The sequence below is a fragment of the Streptomyces viridiviolaceus genome, assembly GCF_014650995.1.
Classification (GTDB): Bacteria; Actinomycetota; Actinomycetes; order Streptomycetales; family Streptomycetaceae; genus Streptomyces; species Streptomyces viridiviolaceus.
The window spans coordinates 1-16,511 of the sequence record NZ_BMWA01000044.1 but is presented as its reverse complement, the minus strand read 5'-3'; the positions used below and the strand labels follow the sequence as shown (position 1 = coordinate 16,511).

Below are 16,511 nucleotides of genomic sequence, written 5' to 3'. Positions count from 1 at the left end.
CGAGGGCGCGTCAGAACTGCAGCGCCCAGGCGTCGATCCGCCCGGTGTCCCACGAAGCGTTGTCGGAGACGCGCAGCTTCCACGTGCCGTTCGCGGTCTCCGAGGAGGCGTTCACGGCGTACGTGGTGTTGATGTCATCGGCGCTGCCGCCGGTGCCGTACGACTTCAGCGTGTACGCCGTGCCGTCGGGGGCGATCAGCTGGACCTGGAGGTCGCCGATGTAGCTGTGGACGATGTGCACCTCGACGGCGAGGGACGAGGGCGCGTTGCCCGAGACGCCGGAGACGGTCACCGGGGACTCGACGGTGGCGTTGTCGTTGATCGTGTAGTCACCGGTGTTCTCGAAGCGGTCGCCGGGCGGGGTCGTCGTACCGCCGCCGACGTACAGCAGCCGGTTGGGCGAGCCGGTGCCCGGGTTCGACACGACGCCGCTGGTGGCGGCGGAGGTCAGCGCGGACGAGACCTGGGCGGGGGTGGCCGTGGGGTGGTCGGCCAGGTAGAGCGCGGCGGCCCCGGCGACGTGCGGGCTCGCCATGGAGGTGCCGGAGATGGTGTTCGTGGCCGAGTCGCCGGTGTTCCAGGCCGAGGTGATGGACGAGCCGGGCGCGAACAGGTCCAGCACCGAGCCGTAGTTGGAGTAGCTCGCGCGGGCGTCGGTGGAGGTCGTGGCGCCGACGGTGATGGCCTCCGTGACGCGGGCCGGCGACTTGGTGGAGGCGTTGGTCGACTCGTTGCCGGCCGCGACGGCGAAGGTGACACCGGAGGCGATGGCGTTGCGCACCGCGGTGTCGAGGGCGCTGTCGGCGCCGCCGCCGAGGGACATGTTGGCGACGGCCGGCTTGACCGCGTTGCGGGCGACCCAGTCGATGCCGGCGACGACCTGGGCGGTGGTGCCGGAACCGGAGTTGTCCAGCACGCGGACGCCGACGACCTTCGCCTTCTTGGCCACGCCGTACGCGGTTCCGGCGACCGTGCCGGCGACGTGGGTGCCGTGGCCGTGGCCGTCCTGGGCGGTGTTGTCGTTGTCGATGGCGTCGTAGCCGTAGGAGGCGCGGCCGCCGAAGTCGCCGTGCGTGATGCGGACGCCGGTGTCGATGACGTAGGCCGTCACGCCCTGGCCCGCCGAGTCCGGGTAGGTGTACGCGTTGTCCAGCGGGCGGCTCTGCTGGTCGATGCGGTCCAGGCCCCAGGAGGGCGGGCTGGGCTGGGTGGCGGTGATGCGGAAGGTGCGGTTCTGGACGACGGAGGCGACGGCGGGGTCGGCGGCGAGACGTTTCGCCTCGGTCTCGGAAGCCTCGACCGCGTAGCCGTTGAGGGCCTTGGTGTACGTGCGCTCGATGTCGGCGCCATAACGCTTCGCCAGCGCGCGGCCCTCGGCGGAACCGGCCTTCGCCTCGTCCGCCTTGAGGGTCACGATGTAGCTGCCGGGGACGGCGTTCGCCGCGTCCTCGTACTGGATGCCGCCTTCCGCGGCCGTGGCGGGGAGGGCGGAGACGAGGCTCGCGGTGAGTGCGGCGGCGGCCGCCGCTCCGAGCGCTGCCAGTCTTCGGCGGGTGGTGCCGTGGGGGTGGTGACGCAGCACTGCCATGTGAGGGGTCCTCCTCGGTCGGTGGTGCGTGGTGGGGTTCGTGCACGCCGAGCAGACCGCCCTAGCGACATGGTCATGTCAATAACGGGGCGGTGTTGGTGCGTCAGCCGAAAGATTGAGGCTTCCAGAGGAATTGCACAAGGGCCCTGCACGGTGTGCAGGGCCCTGTGTCGTTCGGGCGTCAGTCGCCGAAGGCCGTGGCGCGGGTGCGCTTCTCCCACGCCTCGACGTCCGCGCGGACCTGGTCGAGGTGGCCGAGAACCGCCCCGACGCCGTCGTCGCCGAGCGGCAGGCGCAGCGGGGTGTGCTCGGCCGCCAGGGCGTCCAGGATCAGCGCCGCGGCCTTGGCCGGGTCGCCGGGCTGGGTGCCGTCGCCGCCGGTGACGAACCCCCGGGTCTCGCTCACCTTGGCGTACACGCCGCTGTCGGCGCTGAGTCCCGCGCGGCCGGTCCGGAACAGGCCGGTGCGGAAGGCGCCGGGCTCGACGATGAGCACCTTGATGCCGAACTCCCGTACCTCGTCCGCGAGTCCCTCGGACAGGCCCTCCAGTGCGAACTTCGTCGCGCTGTACGCCGAGAAGCCCGCGAAGGACATCTGGCCGCCCATGCTGCTCATCTGCACGATCGCGCCGGAGCGCCGCTCCCGCATGTGCGGCAGCACCGCCCGCGTCAGCGCGGCCGGCCCGAAGACGTGCACGTCGAACAGGGCGCGCAGTTCGTCCTCGCCGGTCTCCTCGAAGGCACCGACGTGGGTGCGGCCCGCGTTGTTGACCAGCACGTCGATCCGCCCGTGCCGCGCCACCACGTCGCGCACGGCGGCCTCGGCGGCGGCCGTGTCGGCGACGTCGAGGCGCAGCGCCTCCACCTGGTCCGGGTGGGCGGCCACCAGGTCGTCCAGCGCCTCGGGCCGCCGCGCCGCGCCCACCACCACGTCGCCGTCGGCCAGGGCGGCCTCGGCGATCGCCCGCCCGAAACCGCTGCTCGCGCCCGTGATCAGCCACACCTTGTTCATGCCGACTCCTCGTGTGCCGTAGCTCCTCATCCGCCGACCACCCTGCCGGGACCACCGGTTGCCCGTCCAAGACCCGTACTGATAGCCATCGGTCATGACGACCGACGTCCATCTGCGGGACCTGCGCTACTTCGCCACGGTGGCCGAGGAACTGCACTTCACCCGGGCAGCCGAGCGGCTGTACGTGTCCCAGCCCGCGCTGAGCAAGCAGATCCGGGCGCTGGAGCGGCAGTTGGGCGTCGAACTGTTCCGCCGCGAGCCGCGGGGCGTGACCCTGACCGAGGCGGGCACGACGCTGCTGCCGCACGCCCGGCGCGTCCTGGCCGAATGGGCTCGGGGGGCGGCGGCCGTCGAGGCGGCCCGGGCGGCGCGGCGCGGCACGCTCGTGGTCGGCATGAGCACCAGCCCCGGCCGCGGCGGCCTGCTGCCGGCGATCCGCTCCCGCTTCACCGCGGCCCACCCGGAAGCGGTCCTGCGGCTGCGCCAGGTGAGCTGGGACGACCCCACCGCCGGCCTGGCGGACGGCACGGCGGACGTCGCCTTCGTCTGGCTCCCGCTGCCCGACGCCGACCGCTACGCGTGGACCGTGGTCGCCGAGGAGCCCCGGCTGGTCGCCCTCCCCGACACCCACCCCCTTGCGGCCCGCGCCGAGATCGACTTCGCGGATCTGGCCGACGAGCCGTTCCTCGCCCTGCCGCCGGGCGCGGGCGCCCTGCGCGACTTCTGGCTTGCCCTGGACGAACGGCGCGCCCTGGGCGCGGGCGCCGGCCGCCCGCCGCGCATCGGCGCCGAGATCGCCGGCACGGAGGAGACGTACGAGGCGCTCGTCGCGGGCCTCGGCATCTGCTTCGTGGCCGCGGGCAACGCCCCGCTGATCAGCCTGGGCGGCGTCACCACCCGCCCGGTGCACGGCCTCGGCCCCAGCCGCTACGCCCTGGCCTGGCGCCGGGAGGACGGCGGCCGGCCGCTCGTGCGGGGGTACGCGGAGGCGTGCCGGCGGGTGGCGGTGGGCGACGGCCGCGACCGGATATGATCTTCACGAAATCTACGCATGGGGGGTGGCGTGCGACGGATATGCCTGACTGTCGGCGCGATGGCTCTGGCCGTCTCCGCGAGTGCGTGCTCGGGGGAGGAGCCGCAGCCGAAGACGGAGCCTGCCGTTCCAGCGGCGGAGATGAAGTCCGTGGAGAAGATCGAGGGGAACGCGGACGTGCCCGAGTGGGTCACAAGCCGTACGTTTCCCGGCCTCACGTACGTGAAGTACAGCGAGTATCACGACGCGACCGCGGAAGATCTGAGCGATGCGCTGGACCGCTTCGGGGGCACCGTCGATTCGGCCGAGGCGATCGAGTACTGGGAGGAGCAGGGGGTGTCGAGCGCCAAGGAAGCCCTCCTCGAGGCCCACGTCACCGAGGGCGACCTGATGCAGCTGTGCCAGTTCGCCCTGGGCAGGCTTCCCGAGCGAAGCGTCGTCCTGATCCGGAACTTCGACAAGGACACCGAGGTCAGCGCCAACATGAACATGGGTGCGGGCGACGAACCCAGCGGCTGCGAGAAGCCGTGACCACGGGAGTGAACCTCTATGGACAAGCGCCATGTCGTTGGATACGCCGTCACCGGGGTCGCCGGCCTGGCCCTGGGTGCGGTGCTCGGGGCGGCCAGCGGCACGCAGGCTTCGCCGAAGCCGAGTCCGGCCGTGACGCACACGGTCACGGCACCGTCGCCAACGCCTACGCCTACGCCCAGCGAGCGGCCCGTCGGCGCGCCCGCGTCGAGAGGGGAGTGGACGCCGCAGGAATGGGCCGACGCGTTCAAGGCGTTCACGGCGAAGCGGGGGACGGCCCAGCAGAGGGCCGCGGTGGGACACGTCGTCAAGGTCAAGGGCCTCGACGGGAACGACACCGACTGGGAAGCGGCTGACGACGTCAAGATCTTCACGGACTTCGAGGGCGAGGACTACGACTACACCGCCCAGGCGGAGCTGATCCTCGACGCCCTCACCGACTGGCAGGAAAGCCGTGAAGGCGACCTGCGCGTGGAGGTCCTCAACGCCAACGGAAGCACTCAGGGCAGCGACTTCATGTGAGGCGCCGCGCCGCTCGATGTCACCTCGGCACGGGAACGCGGAACGGCCTGCGCGGTGGCGCCGGAGGCGAGCAGCTCCTTCACGGCCCGCCAGCAGGTCTCGGCACCGGCCCCCGGAGCCGTGGCGGCAGCTCGTCGGGGCCGTACGCGGCATCCCGGCACCATCTCGGCGAGGGAACGGCAAGGGGCCCGACCCCGATGCGTCGGGCCCCGCTGGGACCTGTGGAAATGCTGCGCCGTCCCAACACGGGAGAGTGACAGAGCACGACAAGAATCGGCGCCGACAACGCTACTCAACAGCTGCGGGCGTCGGAGTACGGATGGTCGAAGCTCCGGCACGAATTTCCGCCGCAGCACCCGTGCCACCGCGTCGTCGAGCCGATCCGCGACGATCCGGCCGTCGGCGTACAGGCCCTGTCCGTGCCCGTTGAGACATGTGCCGGCACAGCATCCCTGTTTGCCGGATTCCCGAAGCCGACAATGCGCCGACCCGTACGTCTGACCGTGGAAGTCCGCGATCAGACGTACGGATTCTCGGACCGGTAGCGCTATTTACTCTCGGCAGACAGTGGGTTCCGCCGAGACTCGTGCGCTTCCGCGGGACGCTCAAGCGCCACCTCGGGCAACCACCCCGGCCGCCGCCAGGCCGGCCACGTGGCGGTATGTCACCCGCTACACGTTGCGCCGGAACACCGACCGCACCGGTACCGTCGACTCAGTCGGCGGTGCCGGGCTCCGCGACCCACTCGGCTTTCAGCCCGCTCACCGAGGCGATCATGTCGAAGTCACCTTCGTAGTGCAGGACCGTGGCCCGGTGCCGCTCGGCGGTTGCCGCGATGAGGACGTCGGCCAGCGACAGCGCCCGGTGGAAGCCGGCGTTCAGCGCCAGGCCCTGGATTTCGAGCGCTCGCTCGAACTCCTCATCGTTGCAGGGCAGGTGATCGAAACCGCGGAGCAGGGTGCGCAGGCGCAGCGCCTCGGGCTTGCCGCGCGCCGAGTACAGGATCTCGTACTCGGTCGGGGCGCACACCGCGAGGAGCCCGTCGCGGTCCAGCGCATCCAGCCGCGCCCGCACCGCCGGCTTGCCCCGACGGGCCAGCGCGGACTTGTCGATGAGGTAGCGCCCCTTCACGCCGCCGAGGCACCGCCCTCACGCTTGAGCGAGCCGTCCGGATGCCGCGGCCCGGTCTGCGACCGGATCTCTGCGAACGCGTCCTCGAACTCCCCCTCGTCAATGGCCTCGAACAGCTCCCGGCGCAGCCGCAGCTTCACCCCTTCCTCCATAGCCGCCCGTACTGCGGCGGCCTTGGTCTTCGCGCCGTACACCCGCATCGCCTGCTCGACGATCTCCTCGTCAAGATCAATCACAGTCCTGGCCACCAGCCATCCCTCCGCAGCCCGACAACACATCGATGATATCAATCTGGGCTAAGAAATGACATCGGAATGCCGGGTCTACCGCCGCACCGCGCCACTGCACCACGCACGCAAGGCCACGGACCCCCTGACTCCTGGCACTGATGCGGCACAAGTCGGCACGGGAGCCACCCCGGCATCCCAGCGCCATCCCGGCACGGGAAGAACCAGGGGCCCGACCCCGAAGAGTGAGCCCCTTCCGACCTGCATGTTTACAGATCAGCGAGGTGGCGGTACGTCACCCGCTACACGTTGAAGCGGAACTCCACCACGTCCCCGTCCTGCATCACGTAGTCCTTGCCCTCCATGCGCGCCTTGCCCTTGGCGCGGGCCTCGGCGACCGAGCCGGTCTCCACCAGGTCCTCGAAGGAGATGACCTCGGCCTTGATGAAGCCCTTCTGGAAGTCGGTGTGGATGACACCGGCGGCCTCGGGGGCGGTGGCGCCCTTCTTGATGGTCCAGGCGCGGGACTCCTTGGGGCCGGCCGTCAGGTAGGTCTGCAGGCCGAGGGTGCGGAAGCCGACGTGGGCGAGGGTGGCGAGGCCGGGCTCGTCCTGGCCGACGGACTGGAGGAGCTCCAGCGCCTCGTCCTCCTCCAGCTCGGCGAGGTCCGCCTCCAGCTTGGCGTTGAGGAAGATCGCCTCGGCGGGGGCGACCAGGGCGCGCTGCTCGTTCTTGAAGTCCTCGTCGGTCAGCTCGTCCTCGTCGACGTTGAAGACGTAGAGGAACGGCTTGGTGGTGAGCAGGTGCAGGTCGTGCAGGAGCTCGTTGCGCTCGGTGCCCTGGACGATGCCGTGCGCGAAGAGGGTGTCGCCCTTCTCCAGGATCTCCTTGGCCTCCTCGACCGCCTTCACCTTCGGCGCGATGTCCTTCTTGATCCGCGACTCCTTCTGGAGGCGGGGCAGGACCTTCTCGATGGTCTGGAGGTCCGCCAGGATCAGCTCGGTGTTGATCGTCTCGATGTCGTCCTTGGGCGAGACCTTGCCGTCGACGTGGACGACGTTCTCGTCCTTGAAGGCCCGGATGACCTGGCAGATCGCATCGGACTCGCGGATGTTCGCGAGGAACTTGTTGCCCAGGCCCTCGCCCTCGGACGCGCCGCGCACGATGCCCGCGATGTCGACGAAGTCGACCGTCGCCGGGAGGATCCGCTCCGACGTGAAGATCTCGGCGAGCTTCGTCAGACGGGGGTCGGGGACACCGACCACGCCGACGTTCGGCTCGATCGTGGCGAACGGGTAGTTGGCCGCCAGCACGTCGTTCTTGGTCAGGGCGTTGAACAGGGTCGACTTGCCGACATTCGGCAGACCGACGATTCCGATCGTGAGCGACACGTTGCGACTTCCCGTACGTGAGGATGCGGAGAGGGGCCCGGCGGGGCCGATCCACCAGTCTACGGGGTGCGCTCCCCCATACCGGCGCGGTGTCGAACGCTTGGCCAAGCTCTGTCCGACGGCGTGTCCGAGAGCCGATTCAGCACATAAAACGACCTATGTTGGTCCAGTGGAGCAACACAGGACGCGACACCCGCAGTACGGACCGCGACGTGGCAGGCCGCCGCTGCCCCCGCAGGGACGGGGCTCGGGTGGCGTGCCGGCCAGGCCGGTCGGGCCGGGCACGCCACGCCCGGGTGACCGCCCGCGCCGGATGCCGAACCCGCGGCTGACCGGGCTGGGCAGCGGCCTGTTCTGCGCGGCGGCGATGCTCGGGATCGGGTTCCTCGACCACCTGCTGTTCGGCGGCTCCACGGCGGTCTACGGCGTGCTCTTCCTGCCGGTGTGCGTGCTGACCGCGCTCTGGGTGCGCCGGGGGGATCTGCTGACCGCCCCCGTCGTCGTGCCCATCGCGTTCGCCGCGGGCCTGGTGCCCGTCGCCGACAGCCGTGACGGTCTCGGCGGACGGCTGATGGCCCTGGTGACGGCCCTGGCCACCGAGGCCGGGTGGCTGTACGGCGGGACCCTGGTGGCCGGGGTGATCGCCGTCGCGCGCCGGATCCGGTTGCTGCGGCGCCGGGCCGCCGCGGCCGGGCGCCGTCCGGCGAGGTGACCGCTCAGCCTGCCGCCCGCATCGCCGCGCCCACGATGCCGGCGTTGTTCTGCAGCTCCGCGGGGACGATCTCCGCCCGGATGCCCTGGATGTGGTGCAGGAACTTGTGGGCCTTGCGGCTCACCCCGCCGCCGATGATGAACAGCTCGGGCGAGAAGAGCATCTCCACGTGGGCGAGGTACGTCTGCACGCGGCGGGCCCAGTGCTCCCACGACATGTCGTGATCGTCCTTGACCTTGCTGGAGGCGCGCTTCTCCGCGTCGTGCCCTTCCAGCTCCAGGTGGCCCAGCTCGGTGTTGGGCACGAGGGCGCCGTCGGTGAAGACGGCGCTGCCGATGCCCGTGCCGAAAGTGAGCAGGATGACCGTGCCCCGCCGCCCGCGCCCGGCACCGAAGTGCATCTCGGCGACGCCCGCCGCGTCCGCGTCGTTGACCACGGTCACGTCCAGGCCGCCCAGCCGCTCGCTGAACAGGGCCCGGGCGTCCGTGTCGATCCAGCTCTTGTCGACGTTCGCCGCCGTGCGGATCATGGCGCCGCCCGTGACCACGCCCGGGAAGGTCAGCCCGACCGGGCCGGTCCAGCCGAAGTGGTCGACGACCTGCTTCACTCCGTCGGCCACGCCGTCGGGAGTCGCCGGGTGCGGGGTGAGTACCTTGCAGCGCTCCTCCGCCAGGTCGCCCCTGTCGAGGTCCACAGGGGCGCCCTTGATCCCGGATCCGCCGATGTCCACGCCGAAGATCTGCATGGCTCCACGTTACGACGGAGGACTGACGGTCACGCTCCGGCGGTACCCGAGCCGCCCCGCTCCGCCACCAGGGCCGCCGCCTCCTCGCGCAGGTCGCGGCGCAGCTCCTTGGGCAGCGAGAAGGTGATGGACTCCTCGGCCGCCTTGACGATCTCCACGTCCTCGAAGCCCCGCTCGGCCAGCCACTGCAGGACCTGCTCGACCAGGACCTCCGGGACGGAGGCGCCGGAGGTGACGCCGACGGTGGAGACGCCCTCCAGCCAGGTCTCGTCGATCTCGTCGGCGAAGTCCACGAGGTACGCCTCGCGCGCGCCCGCCTGCTTGGCGACCTCGACGAGCCGCTTGGAGTTGGACGAGTTGCGGGAGCCGACGACGATCACCAGGTCCGCCTCGGCGCCCATCTGCTTGACCGCGAGCTGACGGTTCTGCGTGGCGTAGCAGATGTCGTCGCTGGGCGGGGAGATCAGCTGCGGGAACTTGTCCTTGAGCGCGTCGACGGTCTCCATGGTCTCGTCGACGGACAGCGTGGTCTGGGAGAGCCAGACGACCTTGGACGGGTCGCGGACCTCGACCTTCGCGACGTCCTCGGGGCCGTCGACGAGCTGGATGTGGTCGGGGGCCTCGCCGGAGGTGCCGATGACCTCCTCGTGGCCCTCGTGGCCGATCAGGAGGATGTCGTAGTCCTCCTTCGCGAAGCGGACGGCCTCCTTGTGCACCTTGGTCACCAGGGGGCAGGTCGCGTCGATGGTGGCGAGCCGGCCGCGCTCGGCCTCCTCGTGGACGACGGGAGCGACGCCGTGCGCGGAGAACATGACGATGTTCCCCGGGGGGACCTCCTCGGTCCGCTCGACGAAGACGGCGCCCTTCTTCTCCAGGGTCTGGACGACGTACTTGTTGTGGACGATCTCGTGCCGGACGTAGACGGGGGCCCCGTACTGCTCCAGGGCCTTCTCGACGGCGATCACGGCGCGGTCCACACCCGCGCAGTAGCCACGGGGGGCGGCGAGCAGGACACGGCGGCCAGACGAAGCAGTCATGGCAACCATCGTAAGGCCGCGTTCGGCGGGTCGGAGATCGCGTGGGGGCGGCGTCGCCGGGGAGACTGACGGGGATGTTCCGAGGCACTCGCGGAGGCACCATGTCCGACGGCGGCACGACGACCCGCGAGGCCGACGAGCGACACCGTCTGCGCCGCAGCCTGGGCTTCAGGGACCTGGTCGTCTACGGGCTGCTGTTCATCGCGCCGATGGCGCCGGTCGGCGTGTTCGGCACGCTGGACGCCAAGTCGCACGGCGCGGTGGCGCTGGTGTACGTCGTCGCCACGATCGCGATGGCGTTCACCGCTTTCAGTTACGCCCAGATGGTGCGGGTGGTCCCGCAGGCGGGGTCCGTGTTCGCCTACGCGCGCGTGGGGCTCGGCGACGGGGCCGGTTTCATCGCCGGCTGGATGGCGATGCTCGACTACGTCCTGATCCCGGCGGTGGCGTACCTGTTCTCGGGCATCGCGATGGAGGCGCTGGTCCCGGAGGTGTCGCGCTGGGTGTGGACGGCGCTGGCGGTGGTCGTCACGACGCTGCTGAACCTGTGGGGCGTGCGCGCGGCGGCCCGCGTGGGGTTCCTGGTGCTCGCCATGGAGGTCGTGGTCCTGCTGGTGTTCGTCGTGGCGGCGGTCGTGGTCCTCGCGGACGACGGCGCGGAGCGCGGCTGGCTGTCGCCGCTGTCCGGGGACGGCACGCAGGGGGCGTTCGCGCTGTCGGCGGTGGTGGGCGCGGTGTCGGTGGCGGTGCTGTCGTACCTGGGCTTCGACGCGATCGCGACGTTCGCGGAGGAGGTCACCGGCGGGTCGGCGAAGGTGGCGCGGGCGCTGCTGTTCTGTCTGGCGCTGGCGGGTGTGCTGTTCGTGGCGCAGACGTACCTGGTGGCGCTGCTGGAGCCGGTGTCGTCGGCGCGGCTGGCGGCGGAGCCGGAGCGGCAGGGCTCGGCGTTCTACGACGCCGTGGACGCCTCCGTCGGGACGTGGCTGCACGATCTGGTGGCGGTGAGCAAGGCGATCGGTGCGGCGTTCGCCGCGCTGGCCGGGCAGGCGGCGGCCGGGCGGCTGCTGTTCGCGATGGGCCGCGACCGGCGGCTGCCGCGGGCGCTGTCGCGGACGGATTCCGGGGTGCCGCGAGTGGCGCTGCTGGTCTCGGCGGTGATCACGCTGGTGGCGGCGGTGTGGGCGGCGCAGCGGGACGACGGCCTCGACCACCTGGTGTCCGTGGTCGACGTCGGCGCGCTGACGGCGTTCACGCTGTTGCACGCGAGCGTGGTGGGGTGGTTCGCGGTCCGGCGCGGCGGGGGCCCGGTGAGCTGGTGGCGGCACGTTCTGGTACCGGTCCTCGGCGCGGTGATCACGGTCGCGGTGATCGTGGAGGCCTCGCGGACCGCACAGGTGGTGGGCGGGATCTGGCTGGTCGCCGGTCTCGTGGTGCTGACACTGCAGACGCGCCGGAGGAGCCCGGCGACGGCGAGGGCCGGCACGGACACCGGGCCTGCGGACGACGACGGCCGGTGACCGGCAGACAGACGGGCCCGGCCTGAAGCCCGGCACGCGCGCGAATGCCGGACACGAACCGGCAGGCACACGGGCCCGGGTCGAAGACCGGCACATGCGCGGCGACGGGCTCACGAGCACGACTGGAAGACCCGCACTCGCACTCACGCGGCGCAGGACCGAGCCCCGGCAGGCCAACGCGACCGGACCCGGGGCCGGCCCCGCGCGAGCCCGGGGAGAGGATCGGCACGCGCGCGAATGCCGGACGCGAACCGGCAGGCACACGGGCCCGGGTCGAAGACCGGCACATGCGCGACGACGGACTCACGAGCACGACCGGGAGACCCGCACCCACGCGGCGCAGGACCGAGCCCCGGCAGGCCAACGCGACCGGACCCGGGGCCGGCCCCGCGCGAGCCCGGGGAGAGGATCGGCACGCGCGCGGGGCGGGCATCGGGCCGGAGGCCGGCCGGGCGGGGGAGCGGACGGAGCGCGTCGGGGTGTCGGCCGCGGGCGGGGCGTGACAGGGGGTCCGATGTCGTACCCGGCCGTTACGCTCGGGCCCATGGCTGTGAACACGTCCGCGGAAACCCCTCTGCCCGTCGGTGAGGTGTCGCGGCTGATCGGGGGATGGATCGACCGGCTCGGCGCGGTGTGGGTCGAGGGGCAGATCACGCAGTTGTCGCGGCGGCCGGGCGCCGGGGTGGTGTTCCTGACGCTGCGCGACCCGTCGTACGACATCTCCGTCGGGGTCACCTGCTACCGGCAGGTGTTCGACGCGGTGGCCGACGTGGTCGGCGAGGGCGCCCGCGTGGTCGTCCACGCCAAGCCGGAGTGGTACGCCCCGCGCGGGCAGCTGTCGCTGCGGGCCGCCGAGATCAGGCCCGTCGGGGTCGGTGAGCTGCTCGCGCGCCTGGAGCAGCTGAAGAAGACCCTCGCGCGCGAAGGACTGTTCGCGCCGGAGCGCAAGAAGCCACTGCCCTTCCTTCCGCAGCTCATCGGCCTGGTGTGTGGGCGTGCCTCGGCCGCCGAGCGGGACGTGCTGGAGAACGCCCGGCACCGCTGGCCGGCGGTCCGCTTCGAGGTGCGCAACGTCGCGGTGCAGGGCGTGCACGCCGTGCCGCAGGTGGTGCAGGCCGTGAAGGAGCTGGACGCGATGGACGACGTGGACGTGATCGTCGTCGCGCGGGGCGGCGGCAGCGTGGAGGACCTGCTGCCGTTCTCCGACGAGCAGCTGGTGCGGGCGGTGGCCCAGTGCCGTACGCCGGTCGTCTCTGCGATCGGGCACGAGCCGGACAATCCGCTGCTCGACCACGTCGCCGACCTGCGCGCCTCCACCCCGACCGACGCCGCGAAGAAGGTGGTGCCGGACGTCGGCGAGGAGTACGAGCGGGTCCGGCTGCTGCGGGACCGGGCGCGGCGGTGCGTGGCGGCGTTCGTCGACCGCGAGGAGCGAGGGCTGGCCCACGCGCTCGCCCGGCCCGCGATACAGGATCCGCACCGGATGATCGACGAGCGGGCCGAGCAGGTGGCGGCCCTGCTGGACCGGGGCCGTCGTTCCCTGCGGCACCACCTCGACCGGGCGGACTCCGAACTGACACACACGCACGCGCGCGTGGTGGCCCTCTCCCCCGCCGCCACCCTGAAGCGCGGGTACGCCGTGCTGCAGCGGGCCGACGGCCATGCCGTGCGGGACCCCGGCGAGGTGGCCCCCGGGGAGACGCTGCGCGCGCGGGTCTCCGAGGGTGAGTTCTCCGTACGAGTCGACACATAAGGTGGGTGGATGACCAGCGAGGTGGAGCAGCCGGCGGCCGTGTCCGAGGCGCTCGGGTACGAGCAGGCACGGGACGAGCTGATCGAGGTCGTACGACGCCTGGAGGCGGGCGGTACGACGCTGGAGGAGTCCCTCGCTCTGTGGGAGCGTGGCGAGGAACTGGCGAAGGTGTGCCGGCGCTGGCTGGACGGGGCGCGGGCCCGCCTGGACGCGGCACTGGCCGAGGAGGCCGAGGCGGAGGACGAGGACTAGGGACCCGCCAGGACCTGCCAGGACCCCTGCGGGCCTACTTGGCGCTGTCCTCGGCGAGCGTGTGCGCGACGAGCGCGTTGGCGTGCCCGTGGCCGAGTCCGTGCTCGGTCTTGAGCCAGGTGACGATTTCCATGTGCTTGGCGAGCGGCGAGGAGCGGATCAGCTCCTTCCACTCCGCGACCGGGCGGCCGTACTTCTTCTCGATGGACGGAAAGTAGCCGGCCGGGCCCTTCACGGTGGCGGTCATGTCGATGCGGTCCCCTCTGTCCGAGTGCCGAAGCGGCGGCTTGTCTGCCCCTTACGACCGTGCCGAGCGCGCCGAATGATCGCAGGACAGGCGTGACGTGCGCCACATGAGCAACACCATCAGGGTGTGAAGCGGAACACCGCACTCCCGCTTTGATTGAAGATTGAACTTCCTTGCCGTACGGTCGTGTCCGTCAACGGATCCGCGCCGACGCGCACGCTTCCGACGCACCACCCGAGAAAGAGCACGCATGTCTCTCGTTCTTGACCCCTCCGCCCAGGATCTGCTGTTCCGCGAGGCCCGTACCGCGAACACCTTCACCGACGAGCCGGTGACCGACGAGCAGGTGCGGGCGATCTACGACCTGGTCAAGTACGGCCCGACCGCCTTCAACCAGTCGCCGCTGCGCATCACGCTGGTCCGCTCCCCCGAGGCCCGCGAGCGCCTGGTCAAGCACATGGCCGAGGGAAACCAGCCCAAGACGTCCGCCGCCCCGCTGGTCGCGATCCTCTCGGCCGACAACGAGTTCCACGAGGAGCTGCCGCAGCTCTTCCCGCACTTCCCGCAGGCCAAGGACGCCTTCTTCAGCGAGCGTCCGGTGCGCGAGGGTGCCGCCGCGCTGAACGCCTCCCTGCAGGCCGCGTACTTCATCGTCGGCGTCCGCGCCGCGGGCCTGGCCGCCGGCCCCATGACCGGTCTCGACTTCGAGGGCGTCCGCAAGGAGTTCCTGGACGACGACCACACCCCGCTGATGGTCGTCAACATCGGCCGGCCGGGCCCGGACGCCTGGTTCCCGCGCTCCCCGCGCCTGGAGTACGACCAGGTCGTCACCACGGTCTGACACGGCGGTCCTCCGGGCGCGCGGCCCGGGACGGACGCCAGAAGCCCCCGGCACTCCGGTGCCGGGGGCTTCTCGCGCTCCGTGAGCGCCCGGGGCCTCGTGGGCGCCCCTGCCGTCACTGCGCCGACGTGCGCTCCATCTTCAGCGCCGCCGCCATCTTCGTCAGCTGCTCGAACGAGCCCGTCCCCGCGACCACGGTCGTCGCACCCTTCGTGCCGTCCGTGTCGTGGAGCACCAGTGCGTCGTACCGGCCGCCCTCGTACCGCGTCCACGTCCGGCCGCCGATCTCCTCGGTGGTCCCGGTCTTCTGCGCGCCCTGGCTGGCCTCGTCGACGAAGGTGGACGGCTTCTGCGTGGACTGCTCGATCGTCACGTACTCGCCGTCGGGGGCGTGGAAGCCCAGGTGCCAGGCGTCGAAGTCGTCACCGCGGAAGCGGACGGAGGTCGGTTTCCACTCCTTGGACAGTCCCTCGGGGGCGGCGACGGGGTACGCGGCGGCGCGGCGCGCGGTGAGCAGCTCGACCCGGTAGTCGACCCGTTGGAGCTCGGGCTCCTTGTCGTCGTGCGGGATGAAGAGCCAGATCACCAGCCCCACGAGCACGATGACCCCCAGGGAGAGGATCATGTCCCGGGCCGTCTTCTGCTTGCCGTTCGTACCTGCCACGCCCCCTATCGTCGCAGGTGCCTGATCCGCTCATCCGTGGGGTCCCCTGCTCATTTTGTCTGCCTGACGATAGAGTCGTGGCCAACACCCTCATCCGGCCGTCGTCGTATCAGAAAGGTGCGCTCCGATGACCGAGCATCATCATCTGCCGTCCGAGCTGGACGTCCCCTCAGAGGCCCCCGACCGCAACCTCGCCATGGAGCTCGTCCGGGTGACCGAGGCCGCGGCGATGGCCGCCGGCCGCTGGGTCGGGCGTGGCGACAAGAACGGCGCCGACGGTGCCGCGGTGCGCGCCATGCGGACCCTCGTCCAGACCGTCTCGATGAACGGCGTCGTCGTCATCGGCGAGGGCGAGAAGGACGAGGCCCCGATGCTCTTCAACGGGGAGCGCGTGGGCGACGGAACCGGCCCCGAGTGCGACATCGCCGTCGACCCGATCGACGGCACCACGCTGACCGCCAAGGGCATGACCAACGCGATCGCGGTGCTGGCGGCCGCGGAGCGCGGCTCGATGTTCGACCCGTCGGCCGTCTTCTACATGGACAAGCTGGTCACCGGGCCGGAGGCCGCCGACTTCGTCGACATCGACGCGCCGGTGGCCGTGAACATCCGCCGGGTCGCGAAGGCCAAGCGGGTCACCCCCGAGGACGTCACGGTCGTCATCCTCGACCGGCCGCGCCACGAGGGGATCATCAAGGAGGTGCGGGAGACCGGCGCCCGCATCAAGCTGATCTCCGACGGTGACGTGGCCGGCTCCATCCTGGCGCTGCGCGAGGGCACCGGGATCGACCTGCTGCTCGGCATCGGCGGCACACCCGAGGGGATCATCTCGGCCTGTGCGGTGAAGTGCCTGGGCGGTGTCATCCAGGGCAAGCTGTGGCCCAAGGACGACGAGGAGAGGCAGCGTGCGATCGACGCCGGGCACGACCTCGACCGCGTCCTGACCACCGAGGACCTGGTCACCGGGGACAACGTCTTCTTCGTCGCGACCGGCATCACCGACGGCGAGCTGCTGCGCGGGGTGCGCTACCGCTCCGAGACCGCCACGACCGACTCGATCGTGATGCGCTCCAAGTCCGGAACGGTCCGCCGGATCGACTCCGAGCACCGGCTGAGCAAGCTGCGGGCGTACAGCGCGATCGACTTCGACCGGGCGAAGTGACTCCGCCGGCCGCGCCGGGCGCCTACGAGCTCGGGGGCCGGCGTCGAGTGGCGGCTGCGGGCCGTGCGGGGTCCTCGCGCAGTTCCCCGCGGCCCTAGCGACGCCGAAGGGGCACCCCCCTGTGCGGAGGGGGGTGCCCCTTCGGC

General features: G+C 71.3%; 18 protein-coding genes. 9 read left to right on the top strand and 9 right to left on the bottom strand.

The window, feature by feature from the left end:
• Window positions 1-10: 10 nt before the first annotated feature.
• Together IE260_RS38475 and IE260_RS38470 are read right to left on the bottom strand one after the other, a co-directional pair.
• On the bottom strand, window positions 11-1,588 hold the full coding sequence (locus IE260_RS38475) for a S8 family peptidase (protein ID WP_189880539.1): 1,578 nt from the start codon (window positions 1,586-1,588) through the stop codon (window positions 11-13).
• A 181-nt stretch (window positions 1,589-1,769) separates the two neighbouring features.
• A complete protein-coding gene (locus IE260_RS38470; protein ID WP_189880538.1) occupies window positions 1,770-2,600 on the bottom strand; it encodes an oxidoreductase in 831 nt (276 codons plus the stop codon).
• Between the two features lie 94 nt (window positions 2,601-2,694).
• Here IE260_RS38470 and IE260_RS38465 point away from each other — a divergent pair, with 94 nt between their 5' ends.
• Genes IE260_RS38465 through IE260_RS38455 form a run of 3 tightly spaced genes read left to right on the top strand, consistent with a single transcriptional unit; the run spans window position 2,695 to window position 4,686 of the window.
• A complete protein-coding gene (locus tag IE260_RS38465) occupies window positions 2,695-3,633 on the top strand; it encodes a LysR family transcriptional regulator (RefSeq protein WP_189880537.1) in 939 nt (312 codons plus the stop codon).
• Window positions 3,634-3,693: 60 nt separating this feature from the next.
• On the top strand, window positions 3,694-4,164 hold the full coding sequence (locus tag IE260_RS38460) for a hypothetical protein (RefSeq protein WP_189880536.1): 471 nt from the start codon (window positions 3,694-3,696) through the stop codon (window positions 4,162-4,164).
• Window positions 4,165-4,182: 18 nt separating this feature from the next.
• On the top strand, window positions 4,183-4,686 hold the full coding sequence (locus tag IE260_RS38455; protein ID WP_189880535.1) for a hypothetical protein: 504 nt from the start codon (window positions 4,183-4,185) through the stop codon (window positions 4,684-4,686).
• A 714-nt stretch (window positions 4,687-5,400) separates the two neighbouring features.
• On the opposite strand, the gene IE260_RS38450 is transcribed toward IE260_RS38455, so the two are convergent.
• The 3 genes from IE260_RS38450 to ychF form a co-directional block, all read right to left on the bottom strand.
• Window positions 5,401-5,817 (bottom strand): PIN domain nuclease, encoded by a 417-nt coding sequence (locus IE260_RS38450; RefSeq protein WP_189880534.1) that lies wholly within the window; start codon window positions 5,815-5,817, stop codon window positions 5,401-5,403.
• Window positions 5,814-6,065, bottom strand: coding sequence for a type II toxin-antitoxin system VapB family antitoxin (locus tag IE260_RS38445; RefSeq protein WP_189880533.1), 252 nt, complete (start codon window positions 6,063-6,065; stop codon window positions 5,814-5,816). Before IE260_RS38445 ends, IE260_RS38450 begins: the two co-directional genes overlap by 4 nt.
• 281 nt (window positions 6,066-6,346) lie before the next feature.
• Window positions 6,347-7,435 (bottom strand): redox-regulated ATPase YchF, encoded by a 1,089-nt coding sequence (gene ychF / locus IE260_RS38440; protein ID WP_189880532.1) that lies wholly within the window; start codon window positions 7,433-7,435, stop codon window positions 6,347-6,349.
• Between the two features lie 169 nt (window positions 7,436-7,604).
• On the opposite strand from ychF, the gene IE260_RS38435 reads away from it, so the two are divergent.
• Window positions 7,605-8,147, top strand: a complete 543-nt coding sequence (locus tag IE260_RS38435; RefSeq protein ID WP_189880531.1) for a DUF6542 domain-containing protein — start codon at window positions 7,605-7,607, stop codon at window positions 8,145-8,147.
• Window positions 8,148-8,151: 4 nt separating this feature from the next.
• Here IE260_RS38435 and ppgK read toward each other — a convergent pair whose 3' ends face one another.
• Both ppgK and IE260_RS38425 read right to left on the bottom strand, forming a co-directional pair.
• Entirely contained in the window at window positions 8,152-8,892 is a 741-nt protein-coding gene (ppgK, locus tag IE260_RS38430) for a polyphosphate--glucose phosphotransferase (RefSeq protein WP_189880530.1), read from the bottom strand.
• A 29-nt stretch (window positions 8,893-8,921) separates the two neighbouring features.
• Window positions 8,922-9,938 carry a 4-hydroxy-3-methylbut-2-enyl diphosphate reductase gene (locus IE260_RS38425; protein ID WP_189880529.1) on the bottom strand — a complete coding sequence of 339 codons (1,017 nt, stop codon included), beginning with the start codon at window positions 9,936-9,938 and terminating at the stop codon, window positions 8,922-8,924.
• 92 nt (window positions 9,939-10,030) lie between these two features.
• On the opposite strand from IE260_RS38425, the gene IE260_RS38420 reads away from it, so the two are divergent.
• The 3 genes from IE260_RS38420 (at window position 10,031) to IE260_RS38410 (ending at window position 13,451) form a co-directional block, all read left to right on the top strand.
• On the top strand, window positions 10,031-11,446 hold the full coding sequence (locus IE260_RS38420; protein ID WP_189880528.1) for an APC family permease: 1,416 nt from the start codon (window positions 10,031-10,033) through the stop codon (window positions 11,444-11,446).
• Window positions 11,447-11,990: 544 nt separating this feature from the next.
• The gene (xseA, locus tag IE260_RS38415; protein WP_189880527.1) at window positions 11,991-13,199 is read left to right on the top strand and encodes an exodeoxyribonuclease VII large subunit; all 1,209 of its coding nucleotides are present in this window, start codon (window positions 11,991-11,993) and stop codon (window positions 13,197-13,199) included.
• A 9-nt stretch (window positions 13,200-13,208) separates the two neighbouring features.
• Window positions 13,209-13,451, top strand: coding sequence for an exodeoxyribonuclease VII small subunit (locus tag IE260_RS38410; protein ID WP_189880526.1), 243 nt, complete (start codon window positions 13,209-13,211; stop codon window positions 13,449-13,451).
• A 34-nt stretch (window positions 13,452-13,485) separates the two neighbouring features.
• Here IE260_RS38410 and IE260_RS38405 read toward each other — a convergent pair whose 3' ends face one another.
• Window positions 13,486-13,698: a DUF4287 domain-containing protein gene (locus tag IE260_RS38405; RefSeq protein ID WP_189880525.1), complete on the bottom strand. Its 213-nt coding sequence runs from the start codon at window positions 13,696-13,698 to the stop codon at window positions 13,486-13,488.
• A 250-nt stretch (window positions 13,699-13,948) separates the two neighbouring features.
• Here IE260_RS38405 and IE260_RS38400 point away from each other — a divergent pair, with 250 nt between their 5' ends.
• Window positions 13,949-14,539, top strand: coding sequence for a malonic semialdehyde reductase (locus IE260_RS38400; RefSeq protein ID WP_189880524.1), 591 nt, complete (start codon window positions 13,949-13,951; stop codon window positions 14,537-14,539).
• Between the two features lie 115 nt (window positions 14,540-14,654).
• Here IE260_RS38400 and IE260_RS38395 read toward each other — a convergent pair whose 3' ends face one another.
• Complete coding sequence (locus tag IE260_RS38395) at window positions 14,655-15,203, bottom strand: DUF4245 domain-containing protein (protein ID WP_189880523.1); 549 nt, start codon at window positions 15,201-15,203, stop codon at window positions 14,655-14,657.
• 127 nt (window positions 15,204-15,330) lie between these two features.
• Between IE260_RS38395 and glpX the strand changes: the two genes are divergently transcribed.
• On the top strand, window positions 15,331-16,365 hold the full coding sequence (gene glpX, locus IE260_RS38390; protein WP_189880522.1) for a class II fructose-bisphosphatase: 1,035 nt from the start codon (window positions 15,331-15,333) through the stop codon (window positions 16,363-16,365).
• The last annotated feature ends 146 nt before the right edge of the window (window positions 16,366-16,511 follow it).

Bases quoted from the DNA above. Each gene is read 5' to 3' on its own strand.
- IE260_RS38475 (WP_189880539.1), bottom strand. From the start codon at position 1,588: ATGGCAGTGCTGCGTCACCACCCCCACGGCACCACCCGCCGAAGACTG.
- IE260_RS38470 (WP_189880538.1), bottom strand. From the start codon at position 2,600: ATGAACAAGGTGTGGCTGATCACGGGCGCGAGCAGCGGTTTCGGGCGG.
- IE260_RS38465 (WP_189880537.1), top strand. From the start codon at position 2,695: ATGACGACCGACGTCCATCTGCGGGACCTGCGCTACTTCGCCACGGTG.
- IE260_RS38460 (WP_189880536.1), top strand. From the start codon at position 3,694: ATGGCTCTGGCCGTCTCCGCGAGTGCGTGCTCGGGGGAGGAGCCGCAG.
- IE260_RS38455 (WP_189880535.1), top strand. From the start codon at position 4,183: ATGGACAAGCGCCATGTCGTTGGATACGCCGTCACCGGGGTCGCCGGC.
- ppgK (WP_189880530.1), bottom strand. From the start codon at position 8,892: ATGCAGATCTTCGGCGTGGACATCGGCGGATCCGGGATCAAGGGCGCC.
- IE260_RS38425 (WP_189880529.1), bottom strand. From the start codon at position 9,938: ATGGTTGCCATGACTGCTTCGTCTGGCCGCCGTGTCCTGCTCGCCGCC.
- IE260_RS38420 (WP_189880528.1), top strand. From the start codon at position 10,031: ATGTCCGACGGCGGCACGACGACCCGCGAGGCCGACGAGCGACACCGT.
- xseA (WP_189880527.1), top strand. From the start codon at position 11,991: ATGGCTGTGAACACGTCCGCGGAAACCCCTCTGCCCGTCGGTGAGGTG.
- IE260_RS38410 (WP_189880526.1), top strand. From the start codon at position 13,209: ATGACCAGCGAGGTGGAGCAGCCGGCGGCCGTGTCCGAGGCGCTCGGG.
- IE260_RS38405 (WP_189880525.1), bottom strand. From the start codon at position 13,698: ATGACCGCCACCGTGAAGGGCCCGGCCGGCTACTTTCCGTCCATCGAG.
- IE260_RS38400 (WP_189880524.1), top strand. From the start codon at position 13,949: ATGTCTCTCGTTCTTGACCCCTCCGCCCAGGATCTGCTGTTCCGCGAG.
- glpX (WP_189880522.1), top strand. From the start codon at position 15,331: ATGACCGAGCATCATCATCTGCCGTCCGAGCTGGACGTCCCCTCAGAG.